Here is a 23757-nt window from a genome sequence, read left to right on the forward strand (position 1 = left end):
GGTCCCTGCCCCATAGCCGAGGTTTGCCAATGAAATCCGCATCCATAGCGCCGCAGCGTCCGCGGCTCGCCATCTTCTCCCGCGTCAGCGCGGCCGTCTTCGGCGGCTACCTGTTGACGTCGGCCTGCATCGTGTTCCTGTCCTACATCATCCCGATCCGTACCGCGGAGGCGGTGCTGACGGCCACGCTGCTCAGCTTCGCCCTCTACACCGGTGCGGTGATCTGGGTGTTCGCCGCGCCCACCGCCGGCCGCGCCTGGGCCGGCATGCTGCTGCCCACGGTGGCGCTCGGCCTGGCCTCCCTCGGCTTCTACCTGGCCACGGGGAGCACGGCATGAAGAACACCTTCCGCCAGTCCATGTCCTGGCTGCACACCTGGGGCAGCCTGTGGTTCGCCTGGATCCTCTTCGCCGTCTTCTTCACCGGCACGCTGGGAGTGTTCGACGACGCCATCTCGCACTGGATGCGGGATCCGCTGGCGGTTACCGCGGCGTCCGAAGGCGCGCCGCCGCCCGACCGCCTGCAGGCGGCCAAGGTGGGCCAGGCCTTCCTGGAGAAGAACGCGCCCAAGGCAGAGTTCTGGAGCATGGGGCTGCCAAACGAGGAGAACACCAAGCTGCGCGTGTTCTGGCGGGACACGCCGCAGGCCGAGTTCCAGGATCGCGAGCTGGATCCGGTGACCGGCGAGGACGCCGGCCCGAGCAAGGAGCGCAAGACCGAAGGCGGCCACCACTTCGTCCACATGCATTTCGAGTTCCATGCCGGCGATGCGGGCATCTGGCTGGTGGGCGTGGCGGCGATGGTGATGCTGGTGGCGCTGGTGTCCGGCATCGTGGTGCACAAGAAGATCTTCGTGGATTTCTTCACCTTCCGCCCGGGCAAGGGCCAGCGCTCCTGGCTGGACAGCCACAACGCCCTATCCGTGCTGACGCTGCCCTTCCAGTTCATGATCGTCTATACCGGCGTGGTCGCTTTCGCTTCCATCTACATGCCGGCGGCGGCGATGGTGCGCTACAACGGCGATCTGGATCACTTCTTCGCCGACATCCAGGAACGGCCGGCGCCGCGCCAGATGCAGAACGTGGCCGCCCCGGTGACGCCGCTGCCTGATCTGGTGACCGCGGCTGAGGAGCGCATTGGCCGCGAGGCCCGTGTCATCTCGGTGTCGCACCCCGGGGATGCCAGCGCCTCGGCGCGTATCTTCATGCGTGGTGACGAGGCGGAGATGGCCAGCCGGCTGCGCGGCTCCAACGGCTCGGTGCAGTTCGACGCGGTGAGCGGCGAGATCCTGGACACCGAGATGCCGGGCGAGATCCGCGGCGCCGGTGCCTTCTCCACCTTCCAGAGCATGCGCGCGCTGCACTTCGTGACCTTCGGCGGCTACACCATCAAGTGGCTCTACTTCATCTGCGGCATGGCTGGCGCGGCGATGCTGGCCACCGGCGCCATCCTGTTCATGGTGAAGCGGCGCAAGAAGCCGGCGGGCGAATTCGGCGCCTCCACCGCCCGCGTCTATCGCGTCGTCGATGCGCTCAATGTCTCCGGCATCGCCGGGCTGATGCTGGCCAGCATCGGCTACTTCTGGATCAACCGGCTGGTGCCGGTGGCCCTGCCGGAGCGGGAGACGTGGGAGATCGGTCTGTTCTTCGCCCTGTGGTTCCTCACCCTGGTGCATGCCTCGCTGCGGCCGACGATGCGCGGCTGGGTGGAGCAGCTGGCCGCCACCGCCTTCCTGTGCCTGGCGTTGCCGCTGATCAACATGCTCACCACCGGCGATAACTTCGCCGCCGCGCTGGCCCGCGGCGACGGCGAGGCCGCTGGCGTGGAACTGACGGCGATGGCCAGCGGCCTGCTGTGCATCGTGGCGGCGCGCTTCGTGCACCGCAAATCGCTGCAGGCGCCGCAGGCCGCCAAGGCCAGGGCTGGCAAGCCGGGCAGCGCGGTGGAGGCCGACGTCGAAGCGGAGGCCGCATGATGCAGACCATGTTGAACGTGTTCGCCGCGCTGCTGCTGTGCTACGCCGGCATGACTGCGCTGTGCCTGGCGATGGACCGCCACCACAACCAGGTGCTCAAGCGCGCCCCGGCGGCTTCTGCGCGCCAGGGCTTCCGCTGGGCCGGCTGGCTGCTGCTGGCGCTGGCGGTGGTGCCTTGCGCCTGGGCCTGGGGCCTGAGCATAGGCGTGATCGCCTGGTTCGGTTTCTTGTCGGCGGGGGCGCTGGCCCTCGTCTTCATGCTTCCCTACGGTCCGCGGTTCGCGGCCATGCTGGGGGCTGGCAGCGTCGTGGCCAGCCTGTTGATGATGTTGATCGTCAAGGTGAGCACATGACTGCCAAATCCGATGCCTGCTACGACGCCGCCCGCGGTGAACTGACCCGGGTCGGCCTGCGCGTCACCCTGCCACGCCTGCGCATCCTCAGCCTGTTCGACGAAGAGGTGGAGGGCATGTTGTCGGCGGAAGACGTGCATCGCATGCTGCTGCTGCGCGGCGACCGCATGTCCCTCTCCAGCGTGTATGCGGTACTCAAGCGGCTGGATGCGGCGCAACTCATCAGCAGCCATTTCGAAGAGGGCCGCAAGGTGTTCGAGCCGGCCGGCCGCACGCCGGGGGGCCACATCGTCTGCTCCTGCTGCGGCCGCGACATCGCGCTGCGCGACGAGCGGGTGGATGCCATGCTCAAGCGCATCGCCCGCACCCACGGTTTCGAACTTACCGAGTACGTCGTCGCGCTGCACGGCGTCTGCCTGGAGTGCGCAGAGAAGACGGCGACGCGGGCCTTTGCGAAGCCGGCGGCCAAGGGGCGCACCACGATCGCCGCCTGACCGGGTCTTCCGGAACCCTGGGGCCGGCGCATAGTCTCTCCGCCGGCCCTTTCTTTTCCCCCTGCCGAACACGCGAAGCGCCGCCCATGGGCGATGTGGCGGAAGGGCCGGCCCCGCGCGGGTGGCCCATGCTTCAGCGTGTTCTCGTTTTTTGGAATCCCATGTCCCGGTCAGCATCTTCTTCGTCCTCTTCCCTCAAGCGTGGTGTCGCCCTCGGGCTCGGTGTCCTGGCCATTGGCGGCCTGGCGTGGTTCTTCATGCGCGGGCAGGGCGGCGCGGCGGGCCAGCCGGCGACGAATCCGTGGAATGCGCCGGTGCCGGTGCGGGTGGTGCCGGCGGAGGCGGGCAATCTCGCCTTGCGCCTGCGCGCCATCGGCACGGTGACGCCGATGGCGGCCGTCACCGTGCGCAGCCGGGTGGATGGCGAACTGCTGAAGGTGGCCTTCGAGGAAGGCCAGATGGTGAAGAAGGGCGCGCTGCTGGCCGAGATCGATCCCTCGCTGTACCGGGTGCGCCTGGCCCAGGCCGAGGGCCAGCAATTGCAGAACAGGGCCCAGCTGAAGAACGCCGAGAGCGAGCTGGCGCGCTACCAGACGCTGTTCGCCCAGGATTCCATCGCCCGCCAGCAGGTGGATACCCAGGAGGCGCTGGTCAACCAGCTGCGCGGCACCGTCAAGGCCGACCAGGCGCAGGTGGATGACGCCCGCCTGCAGCTGCAATGGACGCGCATCGAGGCGCCCATCGCCGGCCGTCTCGGCCTGCGCCGGGTGGACCCCGGCAACCTGGTGTCCACCGGCGACACCGAGGGCCTGGTCACCCTCACCCAGATGCGGCCGATCAGCGTGGTGTTCACCATCCCGGAACATCAGCTCGGCGAGGTGCGGCAGGAACTGCGCGCCGGCCATACGCTGACGGTGGAGGCGCGCGACCGCGACGACCGCCTGAGCCTGGCGCAGGGCGTGCTGCGCACGGTGGACAACCAGATCGACGTCGCCACCGGCACGGTGAAGCTGAAGGCCGAGTTCGCCAACGACGACGAAGCGCTGTTCCCTAACCAGTTCGTCAATATCCGGCTGGACGTGCGCCGGGTGGACGCGGCGGTGACGATTCCGCTGGACGCGGTGCAGTTCGGCTCCAAGGGCAGCTACGTGTACGTGGTCAGTGATGGCAAGGCCCACATCCGGCCGCTGAAGCTGGGTGCCGGCGACGGCGACCGGGTGGTGGTGGAGCAGGGGCTGCAGGTGGGCGATCAGGTGGTGCTGGAAGGCCTGGACCGGCTGCGCGACGGCCGCCAGGTGATCGTGGTGGAGGCCGATGCGGCGGCGCCGGGCCTGCCTGGCCACGGCGCCCCGGCCGCGGCCGCCGGCAGCTGACGCGATGAGCTTGTCCCGCCCCTTCATCCACCGACCGGTGGCGACCTCGCTGCTGATGCTCGCCCTGGTGGTCGCCGGCCTGCTCGCCTGGCGCATGCTGCCGGTGGCGGCGCTGCCGCAGGTGGATTACCCCATCATCCAGGTGTTCACCTTCCATCCCGGCGCCGGGCCGGAGGTGACCGCCCGCACCATCACCGCGCCGCTGGAGCGGCGCCTGGGGCAGATTCCCGGCCTCAAGCAGATGAGTTCCACCAGTTCTGGCGGCGCTTCGGTGATCACGCTGCAGTTCGGCCTCACCGTGGAGCTTGGCGTGGCCGAACAGGAAGTGCAGGCGGCGATCAACGCCGCTTCCAGCCTGCTGCCCAACGACCTGCCGACGCCGCCCATTTACCGCAAGGTGAATCCGGCGGACGCGCCCATCCTCACCCTGGCGGTGTCCTCCGCCGCGCTGCCGCTGCCCGAGGTGTACGACCTGGTGGACACCCGGGTGGCGCAGAAGCTGGCCCAGCTGCCGGGCGTCGGCATGGTCAGCCTGGCCGGCGGCCAGCGGCCGGCCATCCGGGTGCAGGTCAACCCGCAGGCGCTGGCGGCGCACAAGCTCACGCTGGAGCAGGTGCGCAGCGCCATCGCCGCTGCCAACTCCAGCCAGCCCAAGGGCAGCCTGGATGGCCCGCACCGCTACGTCATGGTGGAGGCCAACGACCAGATCCGCTCGGTGGAGGAGTACCGCCTCCTCATCGTCGCCTGGAGCAACGGCGCGCCGCTGCGCCTGGGCGACATCGCCCGCATCGAGGATGGCGCCGAGGACCGCTTCCTCGCCGCCTGGGCCGGCTACTGCCAGCCCACCGCCGGCGGCGCGCCGGCCGGCGTGGGCGGCGATTGCGGCAGCGAATCCGCCACGCCGGCGCAGGTGCCGGCGGTGCTGGTGAACATCCAGCGCCAGCCGGGCGCCAACGTCATCGACGTCGCCGACCGGGTGCGCGCGTTGCTGCCCCAGCTCACCGCCACGCTGCCGGCGGCGGTGGACGTGGCGGTGCTCACCGACCGCACGCTGTCCATCCGCGCCTCGGTGCGCGACGTGCAGAAGGAGCTGGTGTTCGCGGTGGCGCTGGTGGTCATGGTCACCTTCCTGTTCCTGCGCAACCTGCCGGCCACGCTGATTCCCAGCGTGGCGGTGCCGCTGTCGCTGGTGGGCACTTTCGGCGTGATGTATCTCGCCGGTTTCTCGGTGAACAACCTCAGCCTGATGGCGCTCACCATCGCCACCGGCTTCGTGGTGGACGACGCCATCGTCATGCTGGAGAACATCGCCCGCCACCGCGAGATGGGCGCATCGCCGATGCAGGCGGCGCTCAAGGGCGCGGCCGAAATCGGCTTCACCCTGGTGTCGCTCACCGTGTCGCTGATCGCGGTGCTGATCCCGCTGCTGTTCATGGGCGACGTCGTCGGCCGCCTGTTCCACGAGTTCGCGGTGACGCTGGCGGTGGCCATCCTGATCTCGCTGGTGGTGTCGCTGACGCTGACGCCGATGATGGGCGCCCGCATGCTGCGCGACGAACCGGCGCACCACGGCCAGGGCCTCCTCGACGGCGTCATCGAGCGCTACGGCCGCTGGCTGGACTGGGTGCTGGCGCGCCAGACCGCCGCGCTGCTGGTGACGCTGGCCACGCTGGCACTCACCGCGCTGCTCTACGTCACCGTGCCCAAGGGCTTCTTCCCGGTGCAGGACAGCGGCGTGATCCAGGTGGTGACCGAAGCGCCGCAGACCATCTCCTTCGGCGCCATGGCCGAGCGCCAGCAGGCGCTGGCCGCCATCGCGCTGGCCGACCCGGACGTCGCCAGCCTGTCGTCCTTCATCGGCGTGGATGGCAGCAACAGCACGCTGAACAGCGGCCGCATGCTGATCAACCTGAGGCCGCACGGCAGCCGCAGCGCGGATGCCAGCACCATCGTGCGCCGGCTGGGCGACGAACTGCGCCAGGTGCCGGGCATCACCGCCTGGCTGCAGCCGGTGCAGGAGCTGTCCATCGAAGACCGGGTGAGCCGCACCCAGTACCAGTTCACCCTGTCCACCCCGGACGAGGAGGAACTGGCCGAGTGGGTGGCGCGCACGGTGGCGGCGCTGGGCGAGCGGCCGGAGCTGGCGGATGTCGCCTCCGACCTGCAGCGCGGTGGCCTGCAGGCGCATGTGGAGATAGACCGCGAGGCCACCGCCCGGCTGGGCGTCAGTGCCGCCGACGTGATCGCCGCGCTGCACACCGCCTTCGGCCAGCGCCAGATCGCCACCCTATTCACCCAGGCCAACCAGTACCGCATCGTGCTGGAAGTGGACCCTAGCCACGCCATCGGCCTGGCCGCGCTGGAGAGCACCTATGTGCCCACCGGCAGCGGCGGGCCGGTGCCGCTTTCCACCGTCGCGCGCATCAGCCAGCGGCCGGCGGTGCTGTCGCTGTCGCACCAGGGCCAGTTCCCCGCCGCCACCGTGTCCTTCAACCTCGCCGCCGGCGCTTCGCTCGGCCAGGCGGTGGAGGGCATAGAGGCGACGATGCGGCAGATCGGTTTGCCGCCGGCGGTGGAAATGACCTTCCAGGGCGCGGCCGAAGCCTTCCGCGCTTCGCTGTCCAACACCCTGTGGCTGATCCTGGCGGCGGTGGTGGTGATGTACATCGTGCTGGGCGTGCTCTACGAGAGCGTGATCCACCCGGTCACCATCCTGTCCACGCTGCCCTCGGCCACCGTGGGCGCGCTGCTGGCGCTGCACCTGTCCGGCCGGCCGCTGGACCTGGTGGCGGTGATCGGCATCGTGCTGCTGATCGGCCTGGTGAAGAAGAACGGCATCATGATGGTGGACTTCGCCCTGGATGCGCAGCGCCGCATGGGCCTGAGCCCGCGCGAGGCGATACACCGCGCCGCGCTGCTGCGCTTCCGCCCCATCCTGATGACCACGCTGGCTGCTCTGGTAGGCGCGCTGCCGTTGATGCTGGCCGGCGGCTCCGGCGCCGAGCTGCGCCAGCCGCTGGGCATCGTCATGGTCGGCGGCCTGCTGCTGAGCCAGGTGCTGACGCTGTTCACCACGCCGGTGGTCTATCTGTTCTTCGACCGCCTGGTGCGCCGCCGGCAGGCGGCGGCGCCGGCCGTGGGCACCGGGCCGGCATGAATCTGGCGCGTCTGTTCATCCGCAGGCCGATCGCCAGCTGCCTGCTCGCGCTGGCCTTGATGCTGGCCGGCCTGCTGGCCTACCGCATGCTGCCGGTGGCGCCGCTGCCGCAGGTGGAGTTTCCCTCCATCCAGGTGACCGCCTCGCTGCCCGGTGCCAGCCCGGAGAGCATGGCGGCGACCGTGGCGACGCCGCTGGAACGGGCGCTGGGCAGCATCGCCGGCGTCACCGGGATCACCTCGTCCAGTTCGCAGGGGGCGACCACCGTGCGCCTGCGCTTCGACCTCGACCGCGACATCGACGAGGCGGCGCGCGATGTGCAGGCGGCGATCAACGCCTCGCGCGGCCAGCTGCCCTCCGGCATGCCGGGCAACCCCAGCTACCGCAAGGTGAATTCCTCCCAGGCACCCATCATGGTGCTGGCGCTGTCCTCGCCCAACCTGGCGCCGGGCCGGTTGTACGACCTGGCGTCCACCATCCTGGCGCAGAAGATCGCCCAGATCGAAGGCGTGGGCGAGGTCAGCGTCGGCGGCAGCGCGCTGCCGGCGGTGCGGGTGCAGCTCAACCCCGGCGCGCTGGCCCACCACGGCCTGGCGCTGGACGAGGTGCGCAGCGCCATCAGCGACGCGAACGCGCTGCTGCCGCTGGGCGTGGTGGAGGAGGGCGACAGGCAATGGCGGCTGCAGAGCGGCCGCACGCTGCGCGACGCCGCCGACTACCGCGGCCTCATCGTGCGCTACCGCGACGGCGCCGCGGTGCGGCTGCAGGATGTGGCGGCGGTGAGCGACAGCGTGGAAAACCGCTACAACAGTGGTTTCCACAACGACAGCCCGGCGGTGCTGCTGCAGGTGTTCCGCCAGCCCAACGCCAACATCGTGGCCACGGTGGATGCCATCCACGCCCAGTTGCCGACGCTGAAGGCGCTGCTGCCGGAGGACACCGGCCTCGCCGTGGTGGTGGACCGCACGCCCGGCATACGCGCCACGCTGGACGAGGCCAGGCTGACGCTGCTGATCGCGGTGGTGCTGGTGATAGGCGTGGTGTGGGTCTTCCTCGGCGATCTGCGCTCGGCGCTGATTCCCAGCCTGGCGGTGCCGGTGTCGCTGATCGGCGCCTTCATCGTCATGTACTTCCAGGGCTTCTCGCTCAACAACCTGTCGCTGATGGCGCTCATCGTCGCCGCCGGCCTGGTGGTGGACGACGCCATCGTGGTGCTGGAGAACATAGAGCGCCACATCGCCAACGGCATGCGGCCCTACCGCGCGACGCTGAAGGGGGCGAGCGAGGTCGGCTTCACCCTGCTGGCGATGAACGTGTCGCTGGTGGTGGTTTTCCTGTCCACCCTGTTCATGGGCGGCATCGTCGAGCGCCTGTTCCGCGAATTCACCATCACCCTGGCGGCGGCCATCCTGGTGTCGCTGGCGGTGTCGGTGACGCTCACGCCCAGCCTGTGCGCCCACCTGCTGCGGGCACGCGAGGCGCGGCCGCCGGGCCGGCTGGCCGCCTTCAGCGCCCGCCTGTTCGACCGCATGCACCACGGCTACGCGCTGAGCCTGGCGTGGGCGCTGCGCCACTGCGCGCTGCTGCTGGTGCTGCTGGTGGGCGTCATCGCCTTCACCGTCCACCTCTACATCGCCATCCCCAAGGGCATGCTGCCGGAGCAGGACACCGGCCAGCTGCGCGGCTTCGCCCGCGGCGACGACGGCTTCTCCTTCCAGGTGATGCAGCCCAAGGCGGACATCTTCCGTCGCCACCTGCTGGCCGATCCGGCAGTGGCGGACGTGGTCGGCACCGCCGGCAACAACGGTGCGGCCAACGTCTGGATGATGGTGCGGCTGAAGCCGCGTGCCGAGCGCGACGGCATGAGTGCGCGCCAGGTCATAGACCGCCTGCGGGCAAGCGTGCCGCCTGTGCCGGGGGGCATGCTCTTCCTCAGCGTGGATCAGGACATCCAGCTGGGTTCGGCGTTGAACTCCAGCGAGCGCGAGGTGCTGCTGCTGGCGGCGGATACCGGGCCGCTCAAGCAATGGGCGCTGCGTCTGGCGGAGGCCATGCGCGCGCTGCCGGAACTGGTGGACGTGGACAGCTTCGGCGACGAGGCCACCCAGCAGGTCACCATAGACATCGACCGCGAGGCGGCGCGGCGCTTGGGCGTGGATCTGCAGACCATCAGCAGCGTGCTCAACAACTCTTTCTCCCAGCGCCAGGTGGCCACCTTGTACGACCGCCTGAACCAGTACCGGGTGGTGATGGAACTGGACCCGCGTTACACCCAGAACGTCAGCGTGCTGGACGAGATCCAGATCATCACCGCCGACGGCAGCCGCATCCCGCTGTCGGCGGTGGCCAGCTACCGCAACAGCCTGGCGGGCGATCGCGTCTACCACCAGGAACAGTTCGCCGCCTTCGGCATCGAGTACTCGCTGGCGCCCGGGGTGTCGGCCGAGCAGGCGACCCAGGCGATCAACGACGCCTTCACCCGGCTGATGCCGCCCACCGCGGTGCATCTGCGCCACGGCGGCCAGACGGGCAACCTGCAGGCCACGCTGAGCGCCCAGCCCTGGCTCATCCTCGGCATCCTGGTCACGGTGTATTTCGTGCTCGGCATCCTGTACGAGAGCACGCTGCATCCGCTCACCATCCTGTCCACCCTGCCTTCGGCCGGCATCGGCGCGCTGCTGGCGCTGATGGCCTCCGGCACCGAGTTCAGCCTGATCGCGCTGCTGGGCCTGTTCCTGCTGATCGGCATGGTGATGAAGAACGCCATCCTGATGATCGACTTTGCCCTGGAGGGCGAGCGCCGCCTCGGCCTCAGCCCGCGCGAGGCCATACAGCGCGCCGCGCTGCTGCGGCTGCGGCCCATCCTGATGACCAACCTGGCCGCCCTGCTGGGCGCGCTGCCGCTGGTGCTGGGCATGGGCGAGGGCTCGGAGCTGCGCCGTCCGCTAGGCATTGCCATCGTCGGCGGGCTGGCGGTCAGCCAGTTGCTCACGCTCTACACCACGCCGGCCGTCTACCTGGTGCTGGACCGCCTGCGGCTGCGCTTCGTCCGCCGCCGCGCCGAGGCCGGCGCCTGATTTCTCCCTCTTCCCGTCCTCCGCGATGTCCCGCATGCCCTCGAATTTCTCCCACCCCCTGCTCGCCGTGTTGGCGGCCTGCGGCCTTTCCGCTTGCGCGGTCGGCCCGGATTACCGCCAGCCCGAACTCGCCACCCTGCCGGGCAGCTTCAAGCACGAAGCCGGCTGGCAGACGGTGCAGCCGCGGGAGGAGCCGGCGGCAGCCGACGAGAACGCACCCTGGTGGCAGCCCTTTGCCGATCCGACGCTGGACGCGCTGCTGCGCGAACTGGCGGCGGCCAGCCCCGGGGTTGCCCAGGCGGAGGCCCGCTATCGCCAGGCCCAGGCAGCCTTGCGCGCCACCCGCGCCGGCTTCTCGCCCACCGTGGGCGCGAGTGCGGGTGCCCGCCGCAGCAGCAGTGGTGCCGGCAGCGATGCGAGCATCGCCAATGCGCTGACGCTGGATCTGAGTGCGAGCTGGACGCCGGACCTTTGGGGCCGGCTGCGACGCGAGGCCGAAGCCGGCCGCGCCGAGCTGCAGGCCTCTGCCGCCGACCTCGCCGCGCTGCGCCTGTCGCTGCAGGCGACGCTGGCGCAGAACTACATCCGCCTGCGCATCTTCGACCTCCAGCGCGAGCTGCTGGCGCAGACCGAGCAGGCCTACCTGCGCTCGCTGGAGCTGACGCGCAACCAGTACGACGCCGGCTTCGCCGCGCGGGCCGACGTGGTGCAGGCAGAGACGCAGCTGGAGAGCGTGCGCGCCGAGCTGCTGGACCTGGCCGGCCAGCGTGCCACGGTGGAGAACGCGGTCGCTGTGCTCGCCGGCCGTCCACCGTCTGCCCTGGACCTGGGGGCGGATGGCAGCCTGCCGCAGCTGCCGGCAGTACCGCCGGCCATGCCCGCCAGCCTGCTCACCCGCCGGCCGGACCTGGTCGTCGCCGAACGCCGGGTGGCGGCGGCCAACGCCCGCATCGGCGTGGCCGAAGCAGCCTGGTTCCCCGAACTCACGCTCAGCCTCAGCGGCGGTTATCAGTCCGGCAGCCTGGGCCGCCTGCTGGATGCGCCCAGCCGCGTCTGGGCGCTGGGCCCCACGCTGGCCGCCACCTTGTTCGATGGCGGCGCCCGTTCCGCCGCAGTGGAGCAGGCGGTGGCGGCGCACGAGGAAAGCGCCGCCGCCTGGCGCGAAGCGGTGCTGGCCGCATTGCAGGAGACCGAGGACGCGCTGGCCCGTCTGCGTGCGCTGGAAGCGCTGGCGGCCCAGCAGGGCAAGGTGGTGGCGCTGGCGCAGGAGAACGAGCGCCTGGTGACCAACCGCTACCGTTCCGGCCTGGTCTCCTTCCTCGAAGTGGCGGTAGCGCAGAACACTACCCTGAGCGCCCGCCGCGCCGCGCTGGACGTCACCCGGGACCGGCTGGAGGCCAGCGTGCAACTGGTGGCTTCCCTGGGCGGCGGCTGGGCGCCGGCGCTGGAGTGAAGGGGCGCTGCTGAAGGGCCGCCGGCAGGGGCAGGGCGGGGCTGCTGTCCGCCCGGCCTTGGGCTGGATGCGCAGGATGATCTCCCGCACGGGGCGCTGGCGGCCGGGCTCGGGCAGAAGCGCCTCCATCGGGAGCGGGGAGGCGCCGGTCTTGCGCGCAGGCCTGCTCAGCCCAGCGCCGTCTGCCTCGCCTGCCGGGGGCTGCAGCCGAAGCAGCGCTTGAAGGCGGTGGCGAAGTTGTTGGCCGAGTTGTAGCCGGCGATTTCCGCCGCGACCGCTACGCTGGCGCCCCGGCGCAATTCCCGGTAAGCCTTTTCCAGCCGCAACTCCCTCAGCCGCTCGAATACCGTGCAGCCCCAGGCGCGCTTGGCCAGCGCTTGCAGCGTGGTGGGATTGCTGCCGACCTGGCGGGCGATCTCGCTCATGTTCAGTTCTTCGCTGTCGCCTTCCATCAACAGCGCCTCCAGCAGGGCGAGGCGGCGGCGTTCGCCACTGGTGAAGATCCCGCCGGCGGGCGTGGTCCCATGGGCGCTGACCGCGCCCAGCGCCTCGACCGCGAGCTCTATGCACTGCGCCTCCAGCCGCAGGCGCTGCAGCCCCGGCAAATAGGGTGCCGGCTCCAGGATGGCGCAGGCCAGCGCACGCGCGCGCGCCGACACCGTCCATTGCTGGCTGGCAAGATGCTGCCGGGTGAAGGCCCGCAGGGTCGCATGGGCGGCGCACTCATCGAAGCCGCCGCCGCTCTCCAGCCATTCGGGCATCAGCGTCAGGCTGACCTTGCGTTCGTCCCGGCCACGCTGCCAGCGGCGGCTGAATTCCCCCTGCTCGGCGAGGTTCACCAGCGCGCCGCGTGAGCGGGCGCCCGGATCCGGGCTGCGCGGCCCGAGCAGGAAGCGGTGCGGACCGAAGGAGAGGTCGGTGGCGCCGCCGACCACCACCACGATCTTGATCGCCGGGTTCAGCGTGTTGCGGGTGCGCATGTCGTGCAGATCGTGGCCGGCGGCGGCATGCAGGATCAGCCCGGGGCGCAGCTGCAGGGTGTCGAAGCGGCCTTGCAGCACCGGCTGGTCGGGATCGGGCGCCACATCCTCGAAGGTATAGCCGCCACCCAGCAGCCTGGCGGAGCGGACCAGATCGCTTGGCGTGACCCGACGTTCCTCGGCGAGGAAAAGTTTCCCGCTCGCTTTTCCCGCAGACATTTCCCTTTCTCCCGCAGAGATCGCCCGTACGGCCCGATGCCATACTTTCGGCTGATTTTGGAAACAAGAATCATTCCTATTGTAGGGTTAATCAGCCTGTTCTGTGGAGAGTTCCGTGAGCGTCCGTATTTCCCATCCCCCACTCCTGCTACGCCCCCTGGCGACGCTGCTGTGCGGCTTCTGCACCCTGCCGGCGCTGGCCGCAGACGACCAGACCCTGGACACGGTGGTGGTGACCGCCTCGTCCACCGAGCAGACCCTGCGCGACGCCCCGGCCAGCATCAGCGTGATCACCAGCGAGGAGATCGCGAAGCGGCCAGTGCAGGAACTGGCAGAGTTGTTGGGCACGGTGGAAGGAGTGACGCTGAGCCGCAATGGCAACCTGGTGCCTGGTGTGCAGATTCGCGGCCTGGGCCAGGCTTACACGTTGATGCTCATAGACGGCAAGCGCGTCAATTCCAGCAACGCGGTGTTTCGCGGCAACGACTACGACACCGGCTGGGTGCCGGCCTCCGAGATCGAGCGCATTGAAGTGGTCCGCGGGCCGATGTCCTCCCTTTACGGGTCGGACGCCATCGGTGGCGTGGTGAACATCATTACCCGCAAGATCGGCAAGACTTGGCGGGGCTCAGTGAAGGCGGATGCCGTTGTTCAGGAGGATGCGGACGCCGGCAACGCCTTCATCACCAGCGCGAGCGTCAGCGGTCCGCTGATCGCCGATGTGCTCGGGCTGCGGCTGTCCGGGGGCTACGACAAGCGAGAGGCGGATGACAGCAATATCAACGATCCGGGAATCAACGGTACCCAATCGGGTTTCCCCAAGGTTGAAAACCGCCAGTTCAGCGGTGCGTTGAACTGGAGACCGGTCGATGGTCACGAAGTGGGGCTGACCTACGACCGCAACCGCCGCAACCATGATGGTTTCATCCTCGAGCGCGAAGCCAGTTCCTTGAGCCACAGTGGCCGCTACGGTTTCGGTACGTCGGACATTACTTTCAACTACGACGAGACCCGCAACCAGACTGGCACGGTGACCGGGCAGAAGAACCCGAACAAGGCCACCAGCCTGAGTCTGGATGGAAAACTGGTGCTGCCCTGGGAGGCTGCGAGTCAACTGCTGACCCTGGGTGGCGAGTTGCGTCGCGAAAACCTGCGCGATCGCGCCAATCTCGCCGGCTTGCCGGGTACTGCCGGCTATGGGACCGATCCAGAAGCGGAGGTCTCCCAATACGCCTTGTTCATCGAGGATGAATTCACCCTCCGTGACGATCTCAAGCTGACGCTGGGTAACCGATTCGACCACCATGAGAACTTCGGTGGCCATAACAGCCCGCGCGCCTATGTGGTCTATCACGCCACCGAGTCAGTGAGCTTCAAGGCCGGCTGGGCGCGCGCTTTCCGTGCGCCGACGCTGCTGCAGGGCAGCCCGAACTGGGGTTCGGTCTCCTGCGGCAGCGCGGTCACCGGCTGCTACATCATCGGCAGCGAGGACATCAAGCCGGAAACCAGCACCAGCAAGGAACTCGGCGTGCAGTTCGATTTCGGCAAGGTGGGCGGCGGCATCACGCTGTTCCACAACAAGATCAAGGACATGATCGACATCACCAACCGTACCTCCAACGTCGCGCTGGCGCCGACCTATGCCAACTTCGTTGGTTACCTGCCCGACGGCCGACCGATCTTCGCCTACCAGAACATCAACAGCGTGACGACCAAGGGTGTGGAAACCAGCTTCCGCGCCGAGCTGTCGCCGCAATGGTCCATGCGGGCGAATTACACCTATACCGACGCCAAGAACACCAGCGGCGTACGCGACATTCCCATGGTCTATCGCCCGCGGCACTCGGCCAACCTGGGCGCGGACTGGAAGCCGGACGACAACTGGTCGCTCAACGCCACTGCGCGGTATTCAGGGAGCCAATACATCAGTGTCTCCAATAACCTGAAGAAATCCGCCTACGGCGTGGTGGACCTCAGCGCCGCCTACCGCATCAACAAGATGCTCACTGTCCGCGCCGGCGTCCTGAACCTGGGCGACGAGGGCGAGAACCGCGACGTCTCCACTGACTTCAACGAGGAAGGCCGGCGCTATTTCGTGTCGCTGGCGGCAGACTTCTGACCCCAGGCTTGCTGGCATCGCGAACTCGGCGAGGGCGCCCCGGTCGACAGCAGGCCGGGGCGTTGCCGTTCATGGAGGAGACCGCGCAGGTGGGCCACGAGCCCGAATCGCGCACCGTGATCGCACGTGCCGGCCGGGGAGGGGAGGGCGGACAGCCCGGGAAAAGGGACGGCGTCATTGCCCGGTCCCGGCGCTCCGGGCACAATGGCGGAATTCCTATTTTTCTAAGCCGGAAGATAGAGATGCACGCACACTCCGTACTTCCGGACCCCCGACAGCTGGAGACTTGCCAGGCCAATTCTGGCGATGCTTGTTTGTTGTTTGATCACGGGAGATACCGATGAAAATGAAGGTGAAGGGAATTGTTGCTGCCGCCATCCTCTCCGCTGCCGCAGTGCCGGCGTGGGCCGCGACGTGCGAAGCCACGGTGGAAGGCAACGACGCCATGCAGTTCAACGTCAAGGAAATCACCGTAGACAAGAGCTGCAAGAAGTTCACCGTGCACCTGAAGCACACCGGCAAGCTCGCCAAGGCGGCGATGGGTCACAACCTCGTCATCGCCAAGACTGCCGACCTGCAGGGCATCGCCACCGATGGTGCCGCTGCCGGTCCGGCCAAGGACTATGTCAAGGATGGCGACGCCCGTGTCATCGCCCACACCAAGCTGATCGGCGGTGGCGAAAGCGACTCCGTCAGCTTCGACGTGTCCGCGCTGAAGGCCGGTGAGTCCTACAGCTACTTCTGCTCCTTCCCCGGCCACTGGGCCGTCATGAAGGGCGCGATCAAGTTCTGATCGTCTCCGGGCACGGCCGCCAGCGGTCGTGCCTACCCGTTCCGGCGCGCCGGCATGGCGCGCCGGATACGGCGGCGCCCGGACTCTGCGGCATGCTCCCTAGGCGAGCGCTGCCGGGGTCTAAGACGCTCACGTTCCGTTTCCTGTCCGGAGGTATGTGAATGCGCTTCAAGCGTCTTGCGACCGTGGCGGCTGCCTGTATGGCGAGCCTGTGCGGCGCGCTGGGAATGGTTGCCACGGCTCATGCCGAACCCCCCATCAAGATCGGCCAATCGGTTGTGCTGAGCGGTCCGCAGGCGGCCAATGGCCTGCTCTACTCCCAGGGCATCAAGGTTCATCTCGACGCCATCAATGCCGCCGGCGGTGTGGGCGGGCGAAAGATCGAACTCATCACCCTGGACGACGGCTACGATCCTGCCCGCTGCAAGGCCAACACCAAGCAGCTGCTCGAACAGGACAAAGTCATCGCCCTTTTCGGTTATACCGGCTCGCCCGCCATTGTGGCCTGCGCGCCGATGGCGGAGGCGGCCAAGGTGCCGATGATTTCGCCGGTCAGCGGCACGCCGGAACTGCAGGAGCACGCCGGCCGCTACCTCTTCTTCACCCGCGCCAGTTTCCGCGACGAACTGCGGGCGATGATCGACTACCTCACCACCACCGGCATCACCTCCTACGGGGTGACGCTGCAGGATGACTCTTTCGGCCATTCGGCGCTGAAGATCGTCGAGGAGCTGCTGGCCGAGCGCAAGCTGCCACCCCCGGTTTCCGCCCCGGTGGCCCAGCAGACCTACGAAGCCGGCGCCAGCGCCGCGGCCATCTCCAAGGCGGCGCCGCAGGCGGTGATCCTTGCCACCGGCGGCAAGGCCTCGGTCAACTTCATCCGCGACTACCTCAAGACCGGCAAGCGTGCCCAGTTTCTCGGCCTCTCCGTCGTCAGCAGCAACCAGCTGGTGCAGGAACTCGGCAAGGACGCCGACGGCATCATCGTCACCCAGGTGGTGCCGTCCCCCTGGGCCAGGAAAACGCAGATCGTGCGCGACTTCTACCGCGAGCTAGGCGAGCGCAAGGACGTGGAGATCAGCTATTTCACGCTGGAAGGCTACATCGCCGCCCGGGTGCTGGTGGAAGCGGTGCGCCGCGCCGGGCCGGACGTGACGTCCGAGCGGCTGGTACAGGCGATGGAAAGCATGCGCAAGCTCAGCCTGGGCGGTTATGAAGTGAACTTCGGGCCTGGCGTGCGTGCCGGTTCCAGCTATGTGGATCTCTCGATGGTGCGCTCCGACGGTCGCTACGTGCAGTAGCGGCTGAATCGTCCGCACGCCATGCGCCGAGGGGCGGCTTCCCGACAGGGCGCCGCCCCTCGCTGTTTCGTGTGCTTGCATTCACGTCCGGAATTGAAGCGGATAATCCCGGCTGCATTGCCGTCCGGCATGCCCGCTGCGATACGGAATCAATTCCAGGAGGAAGACCATGCAAGCTGCCATCCCCTTGCGCCCGTTCGTCCGGCGCAGTCTGCTTGCCGCGCTGTTCGCCGGCCTGATGCCGGCCGCGGCGCTGGCCCAGTTCTCGCTGCCGCCCTTGCCCTATGCACCCAGCGCGCTGGAGCCGCACGTGGATACCGCCACCATGGAGATCCACCACGGCCGCCATCACAAGGCTTATGTGGACAACCTGAACGCCCAGGCCAAGAACATCCCGGAGCTGGCCGGCATGTCGCTGGAGGCCATCCAGGGACAGATCTCCAAGTATCCGGTGGCGGTGCGCAACAACGGCGGCGGCCACTACAACCATGACTTCTTCTGGACCATCATGGCGCCGGCCGACCAGGCAGGCCAGCCGAGTGCGGCGCTGGAAACCGCCATCGCCCGCGACTTCGGTTCCATGGACGAGATGAAGAAGCGCTTCAACGAAGCCGCGCTGACCCGCTTCGGTTCCGGCTGGGCGTGGCTGATCGTGACGCCGGAGAAGAAGCTGGCGATCACCTCCACCCCCAACCAGGACAACCCGCTGATGGATCTGCCGGAGATACAGCGCGGCACGCCGGTACTGGGGCTGGACGTATGGGAGCACGCCTACTACCTCAAGTACCAGAACAAGCGGGCGGACTACGCCACCAACTGGTGGAACGTGGTGAACTGGAAGGAAGTGAGCCGCCGCTACGATGCGGCGCTGAAGTAACACGCGCCCCGCGAAGCGCGCTGCCGCCGGCGCGGCTACCGGCGGCAGCGCGTTTCTTGTTCCGTGCCGACGCCAGCCCGGCAATCCACGGGACCCACTCTCCAGACCCGCTACATCAGCTTCCCTGCCCCCAGGCTCGCAAGTGGGGGCCACGCACGCGATCTGAAGGACGGCATGGGACCAGTCTGCTGCCCTGGCGGCGGCGGTGGCGGGGCCTGGGAGCCGCGTGGATCAGGACCCGGTCAGCGCCATCCCAGCCGTTCTCACGCAGCCTATTTCCCGCCGGTCACATCAAGAAATGTTCCGGTGATAAAGGAGGCCTCGGCGCTTGCCAGCCAGAGGATTGCCCGCGCCACCTCTTCGGGCTGGCCTCCCCGACCCATCGGGATCGTATCTTTCACGCGATCCACTCTCCCCGGCTCACCGCCACTGGCGTGCATATCCGTGTAGATATGGCCAGGGCGAACGCAATTGACGCGTATCCCTTCCCGGGCAACTTCCTTGGCGAAGCCGGCGGTGAAGGTTTCAAGCGCGCCTTTCGAGGCTGCGTAATCGATGTACTCATTCGGACTGCCAAGCCGGGCCGACGCTGACGAGACATTGATCACCACGCCCCCCTGTCCGCCATAGCGGTGCGACATACGCCGCGCAGCCTGCTGGGCGCAGAGGATCGGGCCGATCACGTTGACCGCGAAGATGCGCTGCATCCGCTCGAAGTCGAGCTCTTCCAGCCGTGCCTGCCTTGCAATGATTCCGGCGTTGTTCACCAGCACGTCGAGGCGGCCAAACGCCTGGTCGATCGCGGTGAACAATTGCGCAAGCTCCCCGGGATCCGAACTGTCTGCCCGCATGGCCAAGGCCTGGCGGCCAGCCGCTTTCACGTCTGCTGCCACTGCCAGGGCAGCCGCTTCGTTAGAGACGAAACTGAGAGCCACGTTGTAGCCCTGCGTGGCGGCGAGTCTGGCGGTCGCTGCCCCTATGCCGCGGCTTCCACCCGTGACCAGGATGGTTTTCCCGTTCGAGAGCGTTCCCATTCATCCTCCGTGCGATTGGCGTGGGGTCAAGTAGGGGCGCAGGGCGGAGGCCAGCGGAACGACGGCGGCTGCGGTGGCCGCTGTAACGAACAATCCCACCGCCTGGCTGCTGTGGTCGGCAATCGCACCGTAGAGAATCGGTGCGACGCCGCCGGAGCCGATGACGCTCGTATAGAAGACGGCGAAGGCGCGGCCGGTATCTCCGTTGGAGAGTTCAGGAACGGTGCCGTAGAGAACCGAGGACGTGCCGTTCAGCACGGTGCCGAGCACGGGCAGCAGGATCAGCGTAGGTAGCAGCGGCGTAAATAGCGTCGTTGTGATCAGCGTGGCCGTCGCCGCCTCGGCCAGCATGACGCACCTCACAACCCCCAGCCGTTCCCCTAGCCAGGCGAAGGTGAATTTTCCAAACGCGCCACCGATGAACAACAGGGCGAGCGCCAGCCCCACCGTCGGTGAATCGCCCCCCCGCCCATGGATCAAGAAAGGCAAGAACAGCAGATAGCCCATGCGGGTTGCGGTATCGAGCGCGCCTATCGTGGTCAGGACGCCAAAGCCGCCGCGCCGGCCGCCCCGGCTCGAGGGCGTCTTCGGAGGGGCGCTCCGGTGGGCGATTCCCGTCGGCGCAAGCCTTGCCAGGGCCGCCAGCAGGGCGATGCCCAGCAGCACCATCAGGGCCAGCACGGATCGCCAGGCAAGCATCGGAAGCAGCACCGCGACCAGCGCGGGTAACACGGCTTTCCCGAGATCTCCCGAGAAGTTGTAGATGCCCAACGGACGGCGCGCCTCGGCCCCATAGGTGGCGGTGACCAGCATCGAGCCCCGGGGGTGCTGGATACTCGAGCCGACGCCGGCCACCACCAGCCCGGCGCAAAGGCCGACAAAGCCGAACGGCAGTGCCATGAGCAGCAAACCCGCGGCGGCGAGCGCGGTTGAGAGAATCAGCGCGGCGCGGGGCGACAGACTGCGAAGCGCGCGATTGGCGGGGATCTGCAAGCCGCCCATCGTTCCGTAGTAGAGCGCGCGTACCACCGCCAGCGCTGCATAGGAGAGGTTGAACTGCGCCTGCCATACGGGCAGGAAGGCATACAGGGCGTCCGTGTAGCCATCGTGGAGCGCATGCGTCAGACAGGCCGCCGCCAGGCTGCGTGACTTCGGTGCGGCTGAGCCCGGCGAGGCACTCCTGGCTTCATGAAGCGCTGTCGAAGTTTTCATGCGCTTCATGGTAGAAGTGATAGAAAAGTTGCACAATCGATATGATCTAACGAATCTAGATAGTTTTTCTATAGATAACCATGCGCCGTCTCCCACCCCTCAACGCCCTACGCGTATTTGAAGTCGCTGCCAGAACGGGCAGCTACGCCGATGCCGCGATGCAACTTGGCGTTACCCACGGAGCGGTCAGCCAGCAGATTGCTGCCCTCGAAAGCTGGCTGGGCCAAAGACTCTTCACCAAGGAGGGACGCCGCATGGTCGCCACGCCGATGGCGCGCGTCTTCGCTGCCGAGGTGGGGCTTTCTTTCGATCGCCTGGCCCTTGCCGCCGACGCCTGCGGTCGGCCCAACGTGCGCCGTATCCTCAGAGTGAGCGCCCCGACCAGTCTTGCGATGCGCTGGCTGATCCCCAGGCTCCATCGCTACCACGCCGACCATCCGGACGTGGAAGTCGCCGTTACGACGGTCTCATGCGTGGTGGAAGATCTGCGCGGCGGTGTTGATGTGGCAATCCGGCGCGGCGTTGCCAGGAATGATCTCTGGCCCCAGCACCACGTCGTTCCACTGCTGGAGGACACCGATACGCTCATCATGAGCCCGGCGCTGTTCTCACGACGACCTATCCGCGAGCCAGCCGACGTTGAAGGACATGTGTGGCTTGCCAGCGAAACCAGGGCCGGCGATTGGGCCAACTGGCTGGAAGCTGCGGGGCTACAGCATCTCGCCGGGCGGCCGCGCCAGACATTCGATCACTTCTTCGTGACCCGCCAGGCGGTGGAAGATGGGCTGGGGATCGGAATCGGGCCGATGCCCATGCTGGAGATCGACATCGCGCGCGGAAACCTGGTGATGCCCCTGCCCGATATCCGGGTTGCAAGAACGGGATACATTGCGATCTTTCCGCGCCAGGCGGACCCCGCGGGCTTGTTCCCCGGTTTCGTGGACTGGCTGGCCGCTGAAGCGCTTCGCCCCAGCGGCGCGGATTCTCCGGAGGCTTGAGCTAAAGCTAAAGCGCTGCATATCCTTCCTGGGCCCGTGCCGGGCTCGGCCCGGGATGCGCGGCGGGCCAGGCGGAACGCATGCCGGTGCAGCCATGCGCTTTTTGCGGCGAACCGTCGCCCCTGTCGCACCGGATTGTGGCAAAGCCGCCAGTCTGGTGGCGGCGTACGAGCAAGTCCCTGATTCCATTGCGTGGCACCCGCTTTGCTTGTCCACCGTATCGCAACGAGGTGGACATGGAACATCGACTGGACTGGTCATCGTATGAAACCGCCGGCCAGGGCGACGCCTATGCCGGCATTCCGGCAACTGGCGGCGACTTCGCCAAGGCGGTGGCGGTCTGCATCAACGACCGCGCCTGCCAGACCAAGCCCAAGGGCGTCATGTGCCCCAGCTTCCGCGCCACCGACGATCCGGCGCATTCGCCCGGCGGTCGCGTCAAGGTGCTGAAGGAGGCACTGAACGGCGAACTGGGCGAGCGGCCTTTCGCCCATCCCGCCGTGCTGGAGGCGCTGGAGCTCTGCGTCGGCTGCAAGGGCTGCAAGCGCGAGTGTGCCAACCAGGTGGACATGGCTGCGATCAAGATCGAGGTGCTCGCCCAGCGCAACGCCATCACCGGCGTGCCGCGCCGCGACCGCCTGTTCGGCACGCTGCCGCGCCTGCTGGCGGAGCGGCCCTGGCTGGGCAGGCTGGTGCGCTGGCGCAACCGCTCGCCGTGGCTGGCGAAGCTGGGCGAGCGCTGGCTGGGCGTGGCGGCCGCGCGCCAGCTGCCGGAGCCCGCGGCGCGCGCCTACGCGGCCCCCGCGACCAGGGTGGAAGAAAGCTCGCCGCTGTACCCGGCGGCGGACGAGCGCGCGGTGATCCTGTTCGTCGACACCTTCGCCCGCCACTTCGAACCGGAGGTGGCCGAGGCTGCCCATGCGGTGCTCACCGCCGCCGGCTACCGCGTCGAGGTGCTGGCGCCGGCGGCGGACGATGCCGAGGGTGGGCGGCCGCTGTGCTGCGGCCGCACCTTGCTGTCGCTGGGGCAGGTGGAGGCGGCGCGCACCGAGGCCCGCCGCATGCAGGCGGCGCTGCGGCCGGCGCTGGCGCGCGGCCTGCCCGTCGTCGGCCTGGAGCCGTCCTGCATCCTGTCGCTGCGCGACGATCACCTGAAGCTGGACCTCGGGCCGGAGGCGGAAACGCTGGCGAAGCAGGTCTACCTGTTCGAGGAGTTCATCGCCCGCGAACATGACCGCAAGCGCATGACGCTGGCGCTGAAGCCGCTGCCCGCCGGGACCACGTTGGTCCACGGCCACTGCCACCAGAAGGCGGTGGGGGCGATGAAGTCGCTGCGCAAGGTGCTGCGCCTGATCCCGGAGTTCCAGTTCGAGTTCGTCGAGGCCAGCTGCTGCGGCATGGCCGGCAACTTCGGCCTGGAAGCGGAGCACGCCGAGCTCTCCCGCCGCATGGCCGAACTGGACCTGCTGCCGGCCTTGCGTGCCGCGCCGGAAGCGCCCATTCTGGCAAACGGGTTTTCCTGTAGACACCAGATCCGCGAGGGCGTGGCGCGCGAGCCGGTGCATGTCGCCGTGCTGCTGCGCCAGGCGCTCGCCTGACAGCCAGGGAGCAAGCTTGACCGACGATATTCCAGACTCATCGACGCTGGGCGCCGCACTGTGGCGCGCCGGCCTGCTGGGCAATCTGCACGATGCGGCGGTCGCCATCGGCCTGTGCATCCAGGGCTGGGAGCCGGAGGGCTTCTTCGCCTCCCACATGGCCCGCCGCAAGGCCATGCAGTGCCTGCGCACCGTGGTGGCGAGCGCCATCGACCTGCCGGTGGAGGTGAAGAACGCGATGCCGCGCATCGACTGGGAAGCCATCGAGGCGCTGAAGCCGCATCTGCGCATCCGCCGAGATGAGGACCGCGAGCAGGTGTGGGAGGCGCTGCAGAACCAGGTGCCAGCCATGCTCGTAGAGCTGAGCCGCTACCGCCGGCAACTGCCGCAGCTGTTCGCCTTCGACGCCTGAGCCTTAGCCGCCGGCGGGCGGAGGCAGGGCTGCCTTCGAGGTGCGCGCCTCTGGCGGCCCGGAGGCGGGGGGCGTTCAACAGCCTGGGGCCGGCGGTCGGTGCGCTATCGATCCCCCCGCAATGGAAGGCGCCAGGGCCGGTCGGGCCGCGTCCTCCGGCAGGGCTTGCAGAAGCCCTTTGCCTGCGAGGTCCCTGGCGCATCTCCCCGGATGGAAGGCTGCATGCCGCGCCAACGGCCTTGTATGTTTCTCTCCAGCCGATTTTTAATGAACTTGATCTGTAGAGGGACGGGCCGTAGACGCCCCCCTTTCTCCAGATTTCGCGGTTTCGG

Annotated in this window: 18 protein-coding genes; 15 read left to right on the forward strand and 3 right to left on the reverse strand. The window is 68.2% G+C overall.

Annotated elements, in window-relative coordinates; translation table 11 throughout:
* The first annotated feature begins 29 nt into the window (after nt 1–29).
* The 8 genes from C7389_RS15585 to C7389_RS15620 all read left to right on the forward strand — a co-directional run bounded on the left by C7389_RS15585 (nt 30) and on the right by C7389_RS15620 (nt 11882).
* Nucleotides 30–338 carry a DUF3649 domain-containing protein gene (locus tag C7389_RS15585; protein WP_133593114.1) on the forward strand — a complete coding sequence of 103 codons (309 nt, stop codon included), beginning with the start codon at nt 30–32 and terminating at the stop codon, nt 336–338.
* Nucleotides 335–1975 carry a PepSY-associated TM helix domain-containing protein gene (locus C7389_RS15590; RefSeq protein WP_133593116.1) on the forward strand — a complete coding sequence of 547 codons (1641 nt, stop codon included), beginning with the start codon at nt 335–337 and terminating at the stop codon, nt 1973–1975. The genes C7389_RS15585 and C7389_RS15590 overlap by 4 nt, the downstream gene beginning before the upstream one ends.
* Nucleotides 1972–2328 (forward strand): DUF3325 domain-containing protein, encoded by a 357-nt coding sequence (locus C7389_RS15595; RefSeq protein ID WP_211168289.1) that lies wholly within the window; start codon nt 1972–1974, stop codon nt 2326–2328. Before C7389_RS15590 ends, C7389_RS15595 begins: the two co-directional genes overlap by 4 nt.
* Nucleotides 2325–2822, forward strand: coding sequence for a Fur family transcriptional regulator (locus C7389_RS15600; protein WP_133593118.1), 498 nt, complete (start codon nt 2325–2327; stop codon nt 2820–2822). Before C7389_RS15595 ends, C7389_RS15600 begins: the two co-directional genes overlap by 4 nt.
* Before the next feature lie 161 nt (nt 2823–2983).
* The gene (locus C7389_RS15605) at nt 2984–4195 is read left to right on the forward strand and encodes an MdtA/MuxA family multidrug efflux RND transporter periplasmic adaptor subunit (RefSeq protein ID WP_133593120.1); all 1212 of its coding nucleotides are present in this window, start codon (nt 2984–2986) and stop codon (nt 4193–4195) included.
* 4 nt (nt 4196–4199) lie between these two features.
* Nucleotides 4200–7352 carry an efflux RND transporter permease subunit gene (locus tag C7389_RS15610; RefSeq protein ID WP_133593122.1) on the forward strand — a complete coding sequence of 1051 codons (3153 nt, stop codon included), beginning with the start codon at nt 4200–4202 and terminating at the stop codon, nt 7350–7352.
* Nucleotides 7349–10429 (forward strand): efflux RND transporter permease subunit, encoded by a 3081-nt coding sequence (locus C7389_RS15615; RefSeq protein WP_133593124.1) that lies wholly within the window; start codon nt 7349–7351, stop codon nt 10427–10429. The genes C7389_RS15610 and C7389_RS15615 overlap by 4 nt, the downstream gene beginning before the upstream one ends.
* Nucleotides 10430–10463: 34 nt before the next feature.
* On the forward strand, nt 10464–11882 hold the full coding sequence (locus C7389_RS15620) for an efflux transporter outer membrane subunit (protein WP_246034789.1): 1419 nt from the start codon (nt 10464–10466) through the stop codon (nt 11880–11882).
* Nucleotides 11883–12049: 167 nt separating this feature from the next.
* Here C7389_RS15620 and C7389_RS15625 read toward each other — a convergent pair whose 3' ends face one another.
* Nucleotides 12050–13081 (reverse strand): helix-turn-helix transcriptional regulator, encoded by a 1032-nt coding sequence (locus tag C7389_RS15625; protein WP_133593128.1) that lies wholly within the window; start codon nt 13079–13081, stop codon nt 12050–12052.
* Nucleotides 13082–13196: 115 nt separating this feature from the next.
* Between C7389_RS15625 and C7389_RS15630 the strand changes: the two genes are divergently transcribed.
* The 4 genes from C7389_RS15630 to C7389_RS15645 all read left to right on the forward strand — a co-directional run bounded on the left by C7389_RS15630 (nt 13197) and on the right by C7389_RS15645 (nt 18171).
* Complete coding sequence (locus C7389_RS15630; RefSeq protein ID WP_133593130.1) at nt 13197–15200, forward strand: TonB-dependent receptor domain-containing protein; 2004 nt, start codon at nt 13197–13199, stop codon at nt 15198–15200.
* Nucleotides 15201–15540: 340 nt separating this feature from the next.
* The gene (azu, locus tag C7389_RS15635; RefSeq protein ID WP_133593132.1) at nt 15541–15993 is read left to right on the forward strand and encodes an azurin; all 453 of its coding nucleotides are present in this window, start codon (nt 15541–15543) and stop codon (nt 15991–15993) included.
* Nucleotides 15994–16154: 161 nt separating this feature from the next.
* On the forward strand, nt 16155–17294 hold the full coding sequence (locus tag C7389_RS15640) for an ABC transporter substrate-binding protein (protein ID WP_133593134.1): 1140 nt from the start codon (nt 16155–16157) through the stop codon (nt 17292–17294).
* Nucleotides 17295–17463: 169 nt separating this feature from the next.
* A complete protein-coding gene (locus tag C7389_RS15645) occupies nt 17464–18171 on the forward strand; it encodes a superoxide dismutase (RefSeq protein ID WP_133593136.1) in 708 nt (235 codons plus the stop codon).
* Nucleotides 18172–18443: 272 nt separating this feature from the next.
* On the opposite strand, the gene C7389_RS15650 is transcribed toward C7389_RS15645, so the two are convergent.
* Entirely contained in the window at nt 18444–19205 is a 762-nt protein-coding gene (locus C7389_RS15650) for a glucose 1-dehydrogenase (protein WP_133593138.1), read from the reverse strand.
* Nucleotides 19206–20426, reverse strand: a complete 1221-nt coding sequence (locus C7389_RS15655; protein ID WP_211168290.1) for an MFS transporter — start codon at nt 20424–20426, stop codon at nt 19206–19208.
* 71 nt (nt 20427–20497) lie between these two features.
* On the opposite strand from C7389_RS15655, the gene C7389_RS15660 reads away from it, so the two are divergent.
* From C7389_RS15660 to C7389_RS15670, 3 genes are all read left to right on the forward strand, one after another.
* Entirely contained in the window at nt 20498–21415 is a 918-nt protein-coding gene (locus C7389_RS15660; protein ID WP_133593140.1) for a LysR substrate-binding domain-containing protein, read from the forward strand.
* Nucleotides 21416–21651: 236 nt separating this feature from the next.
* Nucleotides 21652–23013: a (Fe-S)-binding protein gene (locus C7389_RS15665; protein ID WP_133593142.1), complete on the forward strand. Its 1362-nt coding sequence runs from the start codon at nt 21652–21654 to the stop codon at nt 23011–23013.
* Nucleotides 23014–23029: 16 nt separating this feature from the next.
* Nucleotides 23030–23425: a hypothetical protein gene (locus tag C7389_RS15670; protein WP_133593144.1), complete on the forward strand. Its 396-nt coding sequence runs from the start codon at nt 23030–23032 to the stop codon at nt 23423–23425.
* The last annotated feature ends 332 nt before the right edge of the window (nt 23426–23757 follow it).

The sequence above is a fragment of the Azoarcus indigens genome (assembly GCF_004361735.1).
Lineage (GTDB): Bacteria > Pseudomonadota > Gammaproteobacteria > Burkholderiales > Rhodocyclaceae > Azoarcus > Azoarcus indigens.

What these genes read in the sequence shown, in the direction of transcription:
- C7389_RS15595 (WP_211168289.1), top strand. Translation starts at nt 1,972, where the DNA reads ATGATGCAGACCATGTTGAACGTGTTCGCCGCGCTGCTGCTGTGCTAC.
- C7389_RS15610 (WP_133593122.1), top strand. Translation starts at nt 4,200, where the DNA reads ATGAGCTTGTCCCGCCCCTTCATCCACCGACCGGTGGCGACCTCGCTG.
- C7389_RS15665 (WP_133593142.1), top strand. Translation starts at nt 21,652, where the DNA reads ATGGAACATCGACTGGACTGGTCATCGTATGAAACCGCCGGCCAGGGC.
- C7389_RS15605 (WP_133593120.1), top strand. Translation starts at nt 2,984, where the DNA reads ATGTCCCGGTCAGCATCTTCTTCGTCCTCTTCCCTCAAGCGTGGTGTC.
- C7389_RS15645 (WP_133593136.1), top strand. Translation starts at nt 17,464, where the DNA reads ATGCAAGCTGCCATCCCCTTGCGCCCGTTCGTCCGGCGCAGTCTGCTT.
- C7389_RS15615 (WP_133593124.1), top strand. Translation starts at nt 7,349, where the DNA reads ATGAATCTGGCGCGTCTGTTCATCCGCAGGCCGATCGCCAGCTGCCTG.
- C7389_RS15590 (WP_133593116.1), top strand. Translation starts at nt 335, where the DNA reads ATGAAGAACACCTTCCGCCAGTCCATGTCCTGGCTGCACACCTGGGGC.
- C7389_RS15585 (WP_133593114.1), top strand. Translation starts at nt 30, where the DNA reads ATGAAATCCGCATCCATAGCGCCGCAGCGTCCGCGGCTCGCCATCTTC.
- azu (WP_133593132.1), top strand. Translation starts at nt 15,541, where the DNA reads ATGAAAATGAAGGTGAAGGGAATTGTTGCTGCCGCCATCCTCTCCGCT.
- C7389_RS15660 (WP_133593140.1), top strand. Translation starts at nt 20,498, where the DNA reads ATGCGCCGTCTCCCACCCCTCAACGCCCTACGCGTATTTGAAGTCGCT.
- C7389_RS15625 (WP_133593128.1), bottom strand. Translation starts at nt 13,081, where the DNA reads ATGTCTGCGGGAAAAGCGAGCGGGAAACTTTTCCTCGCCGAGGAACGT.
- C7389_RS15655 (WP_211168290.1), bottom strand. Translation starts at nt 20,426, where the DNA reads ATGAAGCGCATGAAAACTTCGACAGCGCTTCATGAAGCCAGGAGTGCC.
- C7389_RS15640 (WP_133593134.1), top strand. Translation starts at nt 16,155, where the DNA reads ATGCGCTTCAAGCGTCTTGCGACCGTGGCGGCTGCCTGTATGGCGAGC.
- C7389_RS15600 (WP_133593118.1), top strand. Translation starts at nt 2,325, where the DNA reads ATGACTGCCAAATCCGATGCCTGCTACGACGCCGCCCGCGGTGAACTG.
- C7389_RS15650 (WP_133593138.1), bottom strand. Translation starts at nt 19,205, where the DNA reads ATGGGAACGCTCTCGAACGGGAAAACCATCCTGGTCACGGGTGGAAGC.
- C7389_RS15620 (WP_246034789.1), top strand. Translation starts at nt 10,464, where the DNA reads ATGCCCTCGAATTTCTCCCACCCCCTGCTCGCCGTGTTGGCGGCCTGC.